This is a genomic window from Paraburkholderia sacchari, assembly GCF_000785435.2.
Classification (GTDB): Bacteria; Pseudomonadota; Gammaproteobacteria; order Burkholderiales; family Burkholderiaceae; genus Paraburkholderia; species Paraburkholderia sacchari.
In genome coordinates, this window is record NZ_JTDB02000001.1 from 907,976 (window position 1) to 920,624 (window position 12,649).

General features: G+C 65.8%; 11 protein-coding genes. 6 read left to right on the plus strand and 5 right to left on the minus strand.

The window, feature by feature from the left end:
• Positions 1-6: 6 nt before the first annotated feature.
• On the minus strand, positions 7-1,644 hold the full coding sequence (locus tag NH14_RS04170; protein ID WP_052147738.1) for a benzoate-CoA ligase family protein: 1,638 nt from the start codon (positions 1,642-1,644) through the stop codon (positions 7-9).
• Positions 1,645-1,927: 283 nt separating this feature from the next.
• Entirely contained in the window at positions 1,928-2,413 is a 486-nt protein-coding gene (locus NH14_RS04175) for a DUF4863 family protein (RefSeq protein WP_035521305.1), read from the minus strand.
• 168 nt (positions 2,414-2,581) lie between these two features.
• On the opposite strand from NH14_RS04175, the gene NH14_RS04180 reads away from it, so the two are divergent.
• The 5 genes from NH14_RS04180 (at position 2,582) to NH14_RS04200 (ending at position 8,876) form a co-directional block, all read left to right on the plus strand.
• Complete coding sequence (locus NH14_RS04180) at positions 2,582-3,538, plus strand: helix-turn-helix transcriptional regulator (protein ID WP_035521303.1); 957 nt, start codon at positions 2,582-2,584, stop codon at positions 3,536-3,538.
• Positions 3,539-3,741: 203 nt separating this feature from the next.
• Positions 3,742-5,481 carry a 2,3-epoxybenzoyl-CoA dihydrolase gene (gene boxC / locus NH14_RS04185; RefSeq protein ID WP_035521301.1) on the plus strand — a complete coding sequence of 580 codons (1,740 nt, stop codon included), beginning with the start codon at positions 3,742-3,744 and terminating at the stop codon, positions 5,479-5,481.
• Between the two features lie 81 nt (positions 5,482-5,562).
• On the plus strand, positions 5,563-6,990 hold the full coding sequence (boxB, locus tag NH14_RS04190; RefSeq protein WP_035521299.1) for a benzoyl-CoA 2,3-epoxidase subunit BoxB: 1,428 nt from the start codon (positions 5,563-5,565) through the stop codon (positions 6,988-6,990).
• A 24-nt stretch (positions 6,991-7,014) separates the two neighbouring features.
• Positions 7,015-8,295: a benzoyl-CoA 2,3-epoxidase subunit BoxA gene (gene boxA, locus NH14_RS04195; protein ID WP_035521297.1), complete on the plus strand. Its 1,281-nt coding sequence runs from the start codon at positions 7,015-7,017 to the stop codon at positions 8,293-8,295.
• 116 nt (positions 8,296-8,411) lie between these two features.
• Positions 8,412-8,876 (plus strand): PaaI family thioesterase, encoded by a 465-nt coding sequence (locus NH14_RS04200; protein ID WP_035521295.1) that lies wholly within the window; start codon positions 8,412-8,414, stop codon positions 8,874-8,876.
• A gap of 90 nt (positions 8,877-8,966) precedes the next feature.
• On the opposite strand, the gene NH14_RS04205 is transcribed toward NH14_RS04200, so the two are convergent.
• The 3 genes from NH14_RS04205 to NH14_RS04215 all read right to left on the minus strand — a co-directional run bounded on the left by NH14_RS04205 (position 8,967) and on the right by NH14_RS04215 (position 12,059).
• Entirely contained in the window at positions 8,967-9,878 is a 912-nt protein-coding gene (locus NH14_RS04205) for a ketopantoate reductase family protein (RefSeq protein WP_035521293.1), read from the minus strand.
• Positions 9,879-9,982: 104 nt separating this feature from the next.
• Complete coding sequence (locus tag NH14_RS04210; RefSeq protein ID WP_052147737.1) at positions 9,983-10,648, minus strand: hypothetical protein; 666 nt, start codon at positions 10,646-10,648, stop codon at positions 9,983-9,985.
• Between the two features lie 16 nt (positions 10,649-10,664).
• On the minus strand, positions 10,665-12,059 hold the full coding sequence (locus NH14_RS04215) for a selenium-binding family protein (RefSeq protein WP_035521291.1): 1,395 nt from the start codon (positions 12,057-12,059) through the stop codon (positions 10,665-10,667).
• Positions 12,060-12,334: 275 nt separating this feature from the next.
• On the opposite strand from NH14_RS04215, the gene NH14_RS04220 reads away from it, so the two are divergent.
• On the plus strand, positions 12,335-12,637 hold the full coding sequence (locus tag NH14_RS04220; RefSeq protein ID WP_035521290.1) for a DUF4148 domain-containing protein: 303 nt from the start codon (positions 12,335-12,337) through the stop codon (positions 12,635-12,637).
• The last annotated feature ends 12 nt before the right edge of the window (positions 12,638-12,649 follow it).

A 12,649-nucleotide genomic window follows, 5' to 3' on the forward strand; every position in this document is an offset into this window, starting at 1 on the left:
CTGGTGCTACGCGAGAGACTGGAACTGTTCGCGCAGACGAAAGCGCTGGATCTTGCCCGTTGCGGTCTTCGGCAAGTCGTCGACGAAAACAATCTCGCGCGGATACTTGTGCGGCGCGAGCCGCGCCTTGACGAAGGCCTTCAGCGCCGCGGCGAGCGCCGCGTGGCCGTCTGGCGCGGCGTCCGCTTGCGCATGTGCTTCCTGCTTGAGCACGACGAACGCGCAGGTCTTCACGAGCCCGTCCTGATCCACGCCGATCACGGCCGCTTCGAGTACCGCTTCGTGCTGCACGAGCACCATCTCCACCTCGATGGGCGAGACGTATTGGCCGCTCACTTTGAGCATGTCGTCGCTGCGGCCCGCATAGACATAGCAGCCGTTGGGCAGGCGCCGGTATTTGTCGCCGCTCTTGACCCACTCGCCCTGAAACGTCGCGCGCGACTTATCGCGATTGTTCCAGTACATCAAGGCCGCGCTCGGGCCGCGAATATAGAGGTCGCCAATTTCTCCATCGGGCACGGGCCGGTCCGACTCGTCGCGCAGCGCGATGTCGTAGCCAGGCACCGGGCGGCCCGTGGTGCCGTATTCGACCTCGCCAGGACGGTTCGAGAGAAAAATGTGCAGCATTTCGGTGGATCCGATGCCATCGAGAATGTCGCTGCCGAAATGACGCTTGAAGCGCTCTCCGGTCTCGCGCGGCAGCGCCTCGCCCGCCGACGTGCAAATGCGCAGCGCGACGTCCGCACGCTCGGGCAGCCCGGGCGAAGCCATCATGCTCGCGTACAGCGTGGGCACGCCGTAGAAGATTGTGGGGCGATGCTTGACGAGGCGCGCGAACACGGCGTTGGCGGTGGGGCGCTCGGCCATCAGCACGGTGGTCGCGCCCACCGAGAGCGGAAACGTCAGCGCATTGCCCAGGCCGTAGGCAAAGAACAGCTTGGCGGCGGAAAACACCACGTCGCTTTCGCGGATGCCGAGCACGGATTTCGCATAGGTTTCCACGGTCCAATAGAGATTGGCGTGGGTATGCACTGTGCCCTTGGGCTTGCCTGTCGATCCCGATGAATAGAGCCAGAAGGCGATGTCGTCGGCGCTCGTTTGCGCTGCGTGCGCGGCGGGCCCGGCGTGGTCGATCAGGTCATGGAGAATTCGGGCACCCTGTGTGCCGCGCGTGCCCTGCGTGCCTTGAAGCGCGTCGGCGAGCGGCGCTGAAACCACGAGCGCGCAATGCTCGCCGCGGGTTTCGCCGTCGGCCGGGGAAGGGGCATGTACCGGCTCCAGCGCGTCGCTCACGGCGGGCAGCACCGCGCCCGACGCAATTGCGAGCCGTGCGCGGCTATGCGCGAGCATATAGGCATAGTCGGCGGAGGTGAGCAGCGTATTGACGATCACGGGCACGACGCCCGCATAGAGCGCGCCGAGAAAAACCACGGGCAGATCGACGGTGTCGAGCATCACGAGCAGGATGCGTTCTTCGGCGCGCACGCCCAGCGCATGCAGCGCGGTACTGAAGCGCCGCGCGCGAGTTTCGAGTTCGCCGTAAGCAAGCGTGCAGGTGTCGTCGATATAAGCGGGCTTGCCGGCGCGCGCCGCATTGAGCGCGAACAGATGCGCCGCGAAGTTCAGTTGCGCGGGCGGCGGCATGGCGGCCGGCGCACTCGATGTCGGCGGGGCCGCGGTGGCCGCCGATGCTACGGTAAGGGCCGGCGACGCTGCTTGGGTATCCACGATGCTGTCTCCGCTCTGTCTGCCTCGATCGCGTGGCCTTGCAGGCGATGGGCCTCGCGGGCGCACGGCCCCGGCGATCTTCGGTCGTTATGAAGCTGCTTTGCCGGTCAATCCGGACTGCCTGGTAATTCGATACTCGGTCGTTGCACATGCCATTGGCCTGGTGGGGCGGCGATTCGCGCGCACCGGCCAGTGCTGCTTATGCCTGCGCCGGCGTGGTCTCCGGGGTGAACTGAATTGCACCTTGCGGCAGCAGATAGAGCACGAGCGCCTCGCCGTCCGCGACGGTAGGGCGGTGCGCACTGCCTGGACCATAGACGCACCAGCCCGCAGGCCGGCCGTCGAACGTCGCGCCGGGCGTGGTGGGCATGATGAGATCGATTTCGCCGTGCGGGTGGGTATGGTGCGGGCCGGCAAGATCCTGCATCTGCACGACGTCGACAGAAAATCCATGCGTGGCGGGCAGCGGCTTGAGGACGCGCCCATAGCGCAGCCCGCCGGCCTCGCGCTGGCACATCCAGCCTTGCGCGATGCCTTCGCGGCAGGCGCTTTCGAGCGCCGCGAAGGTCGGACTGCCGTTCGGCCAGGTGGTGTTGAGCCACGTGTCGAGCGCATCATCCAGCGGACGGCCGGCAATCTGTTTCGTGACGCCTGCGATCAGGCGCTCGAAGTCTTGCGGGGACATGCGGGTCTCCTGTCGGCCGCATCTGGGGCTCAGTGCGGTCCAGTGCTATGCGGGCGCCGGTGCAGCGTCTGCGTTTGTCGCGGGACTGGCTTTTGGAGAAAATTAGCGTTTAGAAAAATGCATGTCAAGCACTATAGTACATAAAACTGGGTTGGGAGGTCTCTCAAGATGAAGCAAACTTACGTTGCAGAAGCGCAGCCGGATGAGCCCACGAATGCCCATGAAGCGGCCGATGCGGGGCGCAGCGAGCGCGACCCATTCCTGACCGCGATGGGCGAGCGCGTGCGCATGCTGCGCGCGCGCCGCGGCATGACGCGCAAGGCGCTGGCGGCGGAAACCGGGCTGTCCGAGCGCCACCTCGCGAATCTGGAGTCGGGCGTGGGCAATGCCTCCGTGCTTGTGCTGCGGCAGATCGCGGCCACGCTCAATTGCCCGCTCGCGGAAGTGATCGGCGACGTCACCACGGCTTCGGCCGAATGGCTGCTGATCCGCGAACTGCTGCAGGGGCGCGACCCGGCCGCATTGCAGCGCGCGCGCATCGCGCTCGCCGAAATGTTCTCGCAGGCGCCCGCCGACCCGCACCGCAACGAGCGCATCGCACTCATCGGCCTGCGCGGCGCGGGCAAGTCCACGCTCGGGCGCATGCTCGCGCAGGAACTCAAAGTGCCGTTCGTCGAGCTCACGCGCGTGATCGAGCAGCTGGCGGGCTGCCCGCCCTCGGAGATTCACTCGCTCTACGGCGCGAGCGCGTACCGCCGCTACGAGCAGCGCGCGCTGGAGGCCGTGATCGCCGAGCATCCGCGCGCGGTGATTGCTTCGCCGGGCGGCCTCGTATCTGAGCCGGCCACGTTCAACACGCTGCTCGCGCACTGCTTCACGGTCTGGCTTCAGGCCGCGCCCGAGGAGCACATGCGCCGGGTGGTGGCGCAGGGCGACTTGCGGCCGATGTCGGGTAACCGCGAAGCGATGGACGACCTCAAGCGCATTCTGGCGGGCCGCAGCGAGCTGTACGGCCGTGCGGACATGCGCTTCGACACCAGCGAGAAGACGCTCGCCGACGCCTATCTGCAATTGCGCGACCGTATCGCGGCCCGGCTTGGTGCGGAGCCCGCGCGCTTCGATTGAGCGGCTGGCGGGGCCGCCAGAGGCACTGAAATGCAGTGCATTGCATTTCATGGTTTACCCGCCGGAACGCTAAATATGTATTAAAGTGCTATACATGGGGTGAGTGATGCACTATCGTTCACTGAAACGAAGTGCACATCCACTAGCTTGCATGGGACCGGAGTTCACGCTTTGCGTCTGCTCCGGTCGACAGGAGACGCCCCATGACCGCTGCAGATCCCGTCGTCGTCCAGCCGGTTGTTCAACCGGCCGCGCAACTCGCCGCCCAACCGGCTCCCACGCGAGTCGACTACCGCACCGCCCCCTCGCAGTACCGGCACTGGAAGCTCAGTTTCGAAGGCGCCGTCGCGACGCTTGGCATGGACATCGCCGAAGACGGCGGCATTCGCGAAGGCTACAAGCTGAAGCTCAATTCATACGACCTCGGCGTGGACATCGAACTGTACGATGCACTCCAGCGCATCCGTTTCGAGCACCCCGAGGTGCGCACCGTGGTGGTCACGAGTCTCAAGGACCGGGTGTTCTGCTCCGGCGCCAATATCTTCATGCTGGGCCTCTCCACTCACGCGTGGAAGGTCAACTTCTGCAAATTCACCAACGAAACGCGCAACGGCATCGAGGATTCGTCGCGGCATTCGGGCCTGAAATTCATTGCCGCAGTGAACGGCGCGTGCGCCGGCGGCGGCTATGAACTGGCGCTTGCCTGCGACGAGATCCTGCTGGTGGACGACCGATCGTCCACGGTGGCGCTGCCCGAGGTGCCGCTGCTGGGCGTGCTGCCCGGCACGGGCGGCCTCACGCGCCTCACCGACAAGCGCAAAGTCCGTCATGACCGCGCCGATATCTTCTGCACCGTGGCCGAGGGCATTCGCGGCGAGCGCGCGAAGGCATGGCGTCTCGTTGACGACGTGATCAAGCCCAACCGCTTCGGCCAGGCGGTGCAGGCGCGCGCGCTCGAATTGGCCGCGTCGAGCGACCGGCCTCGTCCGGAGCAGGGCGCGCAGGGCGTCGCGCTCACGCGCATCGAGCGCGTCGAGCACGAGAACGGCCTGAGCTACGCAAGCGTCGAAGTGACGATCGATCGCGCGAAGCGCACGGGCACCTTCACGGTGAAAGCGCCCGACCTCGCGCAAGCGCCGCTGCCCGAAGGCATCGAGGCTATCGTCGCGGCCGGCGCCGCCTGGTGGCCGCTGCAGTTCGCCCGCGAACTGGACGACGCGATCCTCACGATGCGCACCAACGAACTCGACATCGGCACGTGGATCTTCAAGGCCGAAGGCGACGCCCGCGCCGTGCTGGCCGCCGACGCCGCGCTGCTCGAGCACCGCGGCCATTGGTTCGTGCGCGAGACCATCGGCATGCTGCGTCGCACGCTCGCGCGCATCGATGTCTCGTCGCGTTCGCTGTTTGCGCTGATCGAGCCGGGCTCGTGTTTCGCCGGCACGTTTGCGGAACTGGCGTTCGCCGCCGACCGCAGCTATATGGCGGCGCTGCCTTCGAACGAAGACGAAGAGCCGGCTATTACGTTATCCGAAGCGAATTTCGGGCTCTATCCGATGGTCACGCAGCAGTCGCGTCTCAAGCGGCGTTTCTATGAGGAAGCCGAACCGCTCGACGCCGCGCGTGCGCGGATCGGCCAGCCGGTGAAGCCGGCCGAGGCGGAGCGCCTCGGGCTCGTGACCGCCGCGCCCGACGACATCGACTGGGCCGACGAGATCCGCATCGCGCTGGAAGAGCGCGCGGCCATGTCGCCCGATGCGCTCACGGGTCTGGAAGCGAATCTGCGCTTCAACGGTGTCGAAACCATGGAGACGCGTATTTTCGGCCGGCTCTCGGCGTGGCAGAACTGGATCTTCAATCGCCCCAACGCGGTAGGCGAGAAGGGCGCACTCAAGGTGTACGGCAAGGGCAGCAAGGCGCAGTTCGATCTTGCACGCGTGTAGTTGCGGCAAGACTGAAAGAACACCCGCTTTCATCCAGAACCGTTATAGCCGCCCCGGCCGCCCTGGCTCCAAGGAACCGACATGTCCACGATCAACTACAGCGAAAAGATCCCCAACAACGTCAATCTCGCCGACGACCGCGCGTTGCAGCGCGCACTGGAGCAGTGGCAGCCGAATTTTCTTTCGTGGTGGGGCGACATGGGGCCCGAGGGCTCGCATGGCTTCGACGTGTATCTGCGCACGGCAGTGAGCGTGGACGCGGGCGGCTGGGCGCATTTCGATCACGTGAAGATGCCCGATTACCGCTGGGGCATTTTTCTCGCGCCTGGCGAAGCGGAGCGCAAGATCCATTTCGGCGCGCACAAGGGCGAGGCCGCGTGGCAGGAAGTGCCGGGCGAGCACCGCGCGAACCTGCGCCGCATCATCGTCACGCAGGGCGACACCGAGCCCGCCTCGGTCGAGCAGCAGCGCCATCTGGGCCTGACCGCGCCCTCGCTCTACGACCTGCGCAACCTGTTCCAGGTGAACGTGGAAGAGGGGCGGCACCTGTGGGCGATGGTCTATCTGCTGCATCGCTATTTCGGCCGCGACGGTCGTGAGGAAGCCGAAGCATTGCTCGAACGCCGCTCGGGCGACGACGACAACCCGCGCATTCTCGGCGCGTTCAACGAAAGAACGCCGGACTGGCTCGCGTTTTTCATGTTCACCTACTTCACCGACCGCGACGGCAAGTTCCAGCTTTCGGCGTTGGCCGAATCGGGCTTCGATCCGCTCGCGCGCACCACGAAGTTCATGCTGACCGAAGAAGCGCATCACATGTTCGTGGGCGAATCGGGTGTCTCGCGCGTGGTGCAGCGCACCGCGCAGGTCATGAACGACCTCAAGACCGACGATGTTGGCCGCTTGCGCGCCGCGGGCGTGATCGACCTCGAAACGATCCAGCGCTACCTGAATTTCCACTACTCGGTGACGATCGACCTGTTCGGCGCGGACCATTCGTCGAATGCGGCCACGTTCTACAGTTCGGGCCTGAAGGGCCGTTATGAGGAAACGAAGCGCGACGACGATCATAAGCTCGAAGGCCAGACTTATCGCCTGCTCGACGTGGACGGCGACAAGCTCGTCGAGCGCGACGTGCCGATGCTCAACGCCATGAACGAAGTGCTGCGCGACGACTACATCAAGGACTCGGTGGCGGGCGTGAACCGCTGGAACAAGGTGCTGGAGAAGGCTGGCATCGACTTTCGCCTCAGCGTGCCGCACAAGGCGTTCAATCGCCAGATCGGCACCTTCGCGGGCGTGCGCGTCGCGCCGGACGGCCGCGTGATCGACGAGGCGCAGTGGGCCGCGAACGAGGCGAAGTGGCTGCCCACGCCCGAAGACCGCGCGTATGTCGCGTCGCTCATGGGCCGCGTGGTGGAGCCGGGCAAGTTCGCGAACTGGATCGCGCCGCCGGCGATGGGCATCAACCGGCAGCCGGTCGATTTCGAGTACGTGCGCTTCAATTGAACGGCAGGGCCAGGTGAGACCATCATGAACGCTCCGGTTTCCGTGGAGATCCTCAGGCAGCACCTGATCGATCCCGAGATCTGCATTCGCTGCAATACCTGCGAGGAGACGTGCCCGGTCGATGCGATCACGCACGACGGCGTCAACTATGTCGTGAAAGCGGACGTCTGCAACGCCTGCATGGCCTGCGTGCCGCCGTGCCCGACCGGCGCAATCGACAACTGGCGCAACGTGCTCAAGGCCGAGGCCTATAGCATCGACGAACAGTTCGGCTGGGACGAACTCCCCACGCAAAATCCCACCGTGGGCGCGCCCGCTGCGTACGCTACCCCTGCATCCGCGGCTTCGGCCGGCGCGGACGCACTTCAAGCCGCCGCCACGCAGAACGTCGGCGACGCCGCGCCGGGCTCCGGCTCGGACATGGTGCGCGGCGCGACCGTGCCGCCGTGGTCGGCGGCGCGGCCCTATGTGCAGTTGTACACGCAAAAGGCGCCCACCACCGCAACCGTGGTGGGCAACTATCGGCTCACGGACGCCTCCACGGAAAGCGATATCCATCACATCGTGCTCGACTTCGGCGCTATGCCGTTTCCGGTGCTCGAAGGGCAGTCGATCGGCATTCTGCCGCCCGGCAAGAGCGCCGATGGCCGCGCGCATCACGCGCGCCAGTACTCGGTTGCGAGCCCGCGCGACGGCGAGCGGCCCGGCTACAACAATGTCTCGCTCACCGTGAAGCGCGTGACCCACGATTACAGCGGCAACGCCACGGACGGTGTGTGCTCGAACTACCTGTGCGACCTGAAGAAGGGCGACGTGGTGAGCGTGATCGGCCCGTTCGGCAACACCTTCCTGATGCCGAATCATCCGAACTCGCATCTGCTGATGATCTGCACCGGCACGGGTTCCGCGCCCATGCGCGCGATGACCGAGTACCGGCGCCGGCGCAGGCTCAAGGGCGCAACGGGCAAGCTGATGTTGTTCTTCGGCGCGCGCACGCAGCAGGAGTTGCCATACTTCGGACCGCTGATGAATCTGCCGAAGGATTTCATCGATACGAATCTGGCGTTTTCGCGCACGCCGGGCCAGCCCAAACGCTACGTGCAGGACGCGATGCGCGAGCGGGCCGTGGACGTCGCGCTACTGCTCAAGGACGGCAATACCCACATCTACGTGTGCGGACTCAAGGGCATGGAAGACGGCGTGCTGCAGGTGCTCGGCGAGGTCGCGCAGGCGCACGGCATGGCGTGGGACGCGCTGTGGGAGCGGCTCAAGCGGGAAGGGCGGCTGCACCTCGAAACGTACTGAGGCTGCATGGGGCGGCACATGCAGGAAAGTGCTGCTTCAGTCGGCAAGGTTGGTTAAGCACGATCGTTCTAAAAACGTTACCATCTCGGTACCCACTCGACGGAGAGACGTTTCAAATGAACCTCGTTGCTGAATTGCCCGCCGGCCTCACCGGTCTCGAACAACTGCAGCGCATGCTCGCGAGCGGCCGCAGCGCGCCTATCGGCGAAACGCTCGGCTTCAGGCTCGCTGAGGTGGAGGAAGGCCGCGTGGTCTTCGAAAGCGTGCCCGGGCTGCATGCATACAACCCCATCGGCACCGTGCATGGCGGCTATGCGGCCACGCTGCTCGACTCGGCCTGTGGTTGCGCGGCGCATTCGCGTCTCGCGCCGAACCAGGGCTACACGACGCTCGAACTGAAAGTGGCCTACCACCGGCCCATGACCGCAAGCACCGGCCCGGTGCGCGCCGAAGGCCGCGTCTTGAGCATCGGCCGCCGCGCGGCCTTCACCGAGGCGACGATCACGGACGCCGCCGGCAAGCTCTATGCATCGGCGACCTCGACGCTGCTCGTGTTCGAGCGCGAGGCGTCGGGCGCATGATGCATGCGCGGCACACCGCACTTTACAGCGGGATGCAGGCAACGCCCGCACCAAAGTGCACTAAAACGCAAACGCGCACTAAAGCGCACCTCAGATCGTCCCGTGCGCCTTGTCCTCGATGAGTTTCACGAGTGCATGAAGCAGGCGGTTGGCCGGCGTGGCCACGCCCAGCGCTGCGCCGCGCCGCACGACGAAGCCGTTCAGATGATCGATCTCGCTGCGCTTGCCGCGCGCGAGATCCTGCGCGGTGGACGAGTATTGCCCCGGCATGGTTTGCGCAATGCGCTGCACGCTGGTGTACACGTCGGGCGGCAGCGTCACGCCGTCGGCGTGCGCCACGGCCACGCATTCGGCCAGCACGTCCTGCATCGCGTCGCGTACGCCAACGCCTTCCACGAGACGCCCATACGGCAATTGCGAAATCGCCGAGAGCGCGTTGTACGCGCAGTTCACAATCAACTTGGCCCAGAGCGCGCCGCGTACGTTCGCGGAAATTTCCGTGGGCACGCCCGCGTCGATCAGGGCCTGCGCGGCGGCCACGCTGTCGCGCGCGGGTTCGATCACCAGTTCGCCGCGCCCGTGATGGCGCACGTGGCCCGGGCCGGCCATCTCCGTCGCCACGTACACGACGGCGGCTGCAACATCTTGCGGGATTACGGTGCGCAGGCGCTCCGCATTGTCCACGCCGTTTTGCAGCGTGAGCACGAGCGTATCGGCGCGCAGATGCGGCGCGATCGACGCGCCGGCGCTTTCGGTGTCGGTCGACTTCACGCAGAACAGCACGAGATCGGCGCCGGCCACGGCGGCTGCCTCGGTGCTCGCGGCGAGGTGGGGGCGGCCGATGCGCTCGTCGAAGCTCTGCGCTTCGAGGCGCAGGCCGTCGCGCTCGATGGCTTCGACATGCTGCGCGCGCCCGATCAGCACGACGTCGTGTCCCGCGCGCGCGAGCATGCCGCCAAAAAAGCAGCCCACCGCGCCCGCGCCCATGATGGCGACTTTCATCTGCGTTGCTCCTTTCGAGTTGCTTCTTCCGGGTTGCTATCTTCGATAGAGCGCAGTATGGTACACGGCCCGCGCGGCCTGCGCTGGGCGCGATATGCGTGCCCTCACGCGGTCGCGATCATCAGCGTGCCGGTGGCCACCAGCGCGCCGCGCCAGAGCCAGTCGAAATTGATCCAGCCGCGCCGCAGCACGCCCAGTCCCACGTATTCATAGGCGACGATCGCGATGGCGGCGGTCGTCGCCAACGTCACCAGCGTGTGCAGCGCGGTGAACGCGGCGGACACCGCGAGCGGCCCCGCGGCGCCGGCGCCGCCATGGGCCGCGGCCTCGCCGCAGACCGGCAGCAACGCCGGCATGAGCATGAGGCCCGCGCCATGCAGCGTGGCCATCAGCGCGGACCATGCCGCGAGGCCGAGAAAGCCGGCCGTCATGCCCACGCGCGCACGATGGCGGTGCCCGCGCGCATGCTGCCACGCGGCCCAGCCGATCAGCAGCGCGCCAAGCCACCAGTGCAGGCCGCTTTGCATCAGCACCGGCCGCCACGCGCCCAGTACGGCGACCGAGCTCGTGAACAGCAGAATGGATGCGGCGTGGCCCAGCGCGATAGGCGGCAGCGCCAGCAGCAGGGTCGTGCGGCTGCCGCGTTGCAGCCCGAGCGCGGTGGCGAAGAGCCAGCCCATCGCCGGATTCGCGCCGTGAAAAACGCCGCTGGCCACGACCGCGCCCCAGGCGGCCCAGTGCGTGCCGAATGTACCGAACAGGTCGCTCATGCCGTACGATCCACGCTCAGGGATAGCAGTACGAGTCCGACGAACAATCACCGCCTTCGAGCCGGATCTGATGCGGGCGATGCGTCTTCGGCCACTCCACGAAGAAGCGTTCGTCGAAGCGGAGTCCGCCTTCGGGGCCGGCGTCGAGCTTCACCATCCAGCCGTCGATGCCTTCGGGGTAGAACTGCGCGTCGATGGCGCCGTACAGCGAATTCGTGAAATACACGCGCCGCCCGTCGCGGCTCACTTCCACCATCTGCGGACCGCCGTTGAGCGCACGACCTGGCGCGCGCGGATGCGTGGCCCGCGAGGCGATCCCGCCGATGCGCACCCTGCCCGCCAAGACAGGATGTTCGGGATCCGAAACATCGTACTGGCGCAGGTCGCCCGTGCCCCAGCAGGCCACATAGAGGAAGCGGTCGTCGAGCGAGAGTGCGATGTCGGTGACGAGCGGCGGCACGGCGGCGAAGCCCTTGAGCATGGGCGGGAGCGCTTCCGGATCCGCGGGTTCGGCGGGAATCTCGATGATCTTGCGCGCGGCCCACTGATCGCCGTCGCGGTACCACTGCCATATAGACGCCGATAGGTCCTTCAGGCTGATGACGGAATTCACGAAACCATATGGCTTCGTGGGGTCGTGCGCGGGCCGCAGTTCGAACACCAACTGGTTCTCCGCGCCGAAGTCGAGCACCTGTTTGTGGCGGCGCGTGTGCAGGTCCCAGAAGTGCAGCCGGTGGCCGTACTGGCCCCCAAGCAGCACCTCGGGCACGAGGCCGTTCTCGAAGGTGGCGGGCAGGCCCCATTCGCTCGTCACGAGCGTGTCGTAGCCGAGATGCCACCAGCCATCGTAGGCAAGCTGCTGCGGGCCGCGGTCGATTTCCCATTGGCCGAGAATGTCGAAGCTCTCGTGATCCATCAGGAAGATGCCGCCGGGCGCTTCGCCTTCCGCATTGGCGAGCGCTGTCACGTAGATGCCATCCGGTCCGCAGTGCACCGTATGCGGGCGGGTATAGCCGGCACGTTGCGCGACGCTTTCTGGCTCGTGTACGCGCACGATTTTCGGGCGGCGCGCGTCGGGCTTCGTATCGACGATATGAATGCGCGATGAGCGCAAGCCTGGCACGATCAGGTAACGGCGCTCGGTATGGGCGTGCGGCGCGTTCGGGCACAGGCACGAACTGCATGCGTTCCAGCCGAAATGATGAAGTTCGTCGCCGGTGTTGGGCATCGCGAGGCGATGGACGATCTGGCCGTACTCGGGCGAGGCGGGATCGAGGTCGACCACGTCGAGCGAGTCAGGCACGCGGCTAGTGGGGTCGAAACTCGCCACCCATGCGAGCGTTTCAGGCGTGGCCGCGGCTGCAAGGCGCGCGGAGGGGTAGAAGCTCGGATCCGGTTTCCATGTCGCCATCGCTACCTCTCCTTGTAGAGGTTTCGGAAGCGCCTATCTTGCACCGGTATGCGTGCGCTTGCAGGCTGCGTGCTGTTTCGTACGCGTTGCTTGTGGCCTTATTCCTTGCGGTAAAAAACATATGCGCCGCAGTTAGAAGGCGAACGATTATCCATGCTGCGAAAACAGTGAATTCGCCGTGTCGCCATTTATCCGGTGCGCTGGACTTTCTAGACTAGATCCAACGATCCGCAGCTTGTGCCGGACCGATAGATCAAGTTACCGGAGGTCTTGTCATGAAGTCGCTTATTAATGCCGTCGCGCTTGCTGCTGTGCTCGCCGTGCCCGCTGTTTCTTTCGCCCAGGCGCAACCGGAAAACGGCCCGCTTACGCGTGAGCAGGTCCGCAATGAACTCAAGGCGCTCGAGTCGGTGGGCTGGCGGCCGAACGTGGTGTCGCCGTTCTATCCTGGGGACTACCAGGCAGCCCAGGCGCGCTTGCAGGGGCATGGCGATAGCGGCTATGGACCTGCGACCGACGGCTCGTCGCAAAGCGGCACGGCGAGCAGCTACTCGCCGCCGGTGCGCATGATTCGTTGAGGTGGTGCGAGT

Bases quoted from the DNA above. Each gene is read 5' to 3' on its own strand.
- NH14_RS04170 (WP_052147738.1), bottom strand. From the start codon at position 1,644: ATGCCGCCGCCCGCGCAACTGAACTTCGCGGCGCATCTGTTCGCGCTC.
- NH14_RS04175 (WP_035521305.1), bottom strand. From the start codon at position 2,413: ATGTCCCCGCAAGACTTCGAGCGCCTGATCGCAGGCGTCACGAAACAG.
- NH14_RS04180 (WP_035521303.1), top strand. From the start codon at position 2,582: ATGAAGCAAACTTACGTTGCAGAAGCGCAGCCGGATGAGCCCACGAAT.
- boxC (WP_035521301.1), top strand. From the start codon at position 3,742: ATGACCGCTGCAGATCCCGTCGTCGTCCAGCCGGTTGTTCAACCGGCC.
- boxB (WP_035521299.1), top strand. From the start codon at position 5,563: ATGTCCACGATCAACTACAGCGAAAAGATCCCCAACAACGTCAATCTC.
- boxA (WP_035521297.1), top strand. From the start codon at position 7,015: ATGAACGCTCCGGTTTCCGTGGAGATCCTCAGGCAGCACCTGATCGAT.
- NH14_RS04200 (WP_035521295.1), top strand. From the start codon at position 8,412: ATGAACCTCGTTGCTGAATTGCCCGCCGGCCTCACCGGTCTCGAACAA.
- NH14_RS04205 (WP_035521293.1), bottom strand. From the start codon at position 9,878: ATGAAAGTCGCCATCATGGGCGCGGGCGCGGTGGGCTGCTTTTTTGGC.
- NH14_RS04210 (WP_052147737.1), bottom strand. From the start codon at position 10,648: ATGAGCGACCTGTTCGGTACATTCGGCACGCACTGGGCCGCCTGGGGC.
- NH14_RS04215 (WP_035521291.1), bottom strand. From the start codon at position 12,059: ATGGCGACATGGAAACCGGATCCGAGCTTCTACCCCTCCGCGCGCCTT.
- NH14_RS04220 (WP_035521290.1), top strand. From the start codon at position 12,335: ATGAAGTCGCTTATTAATGCCGTCGCGCTTGCTGCTGTGCTCGCCGTG.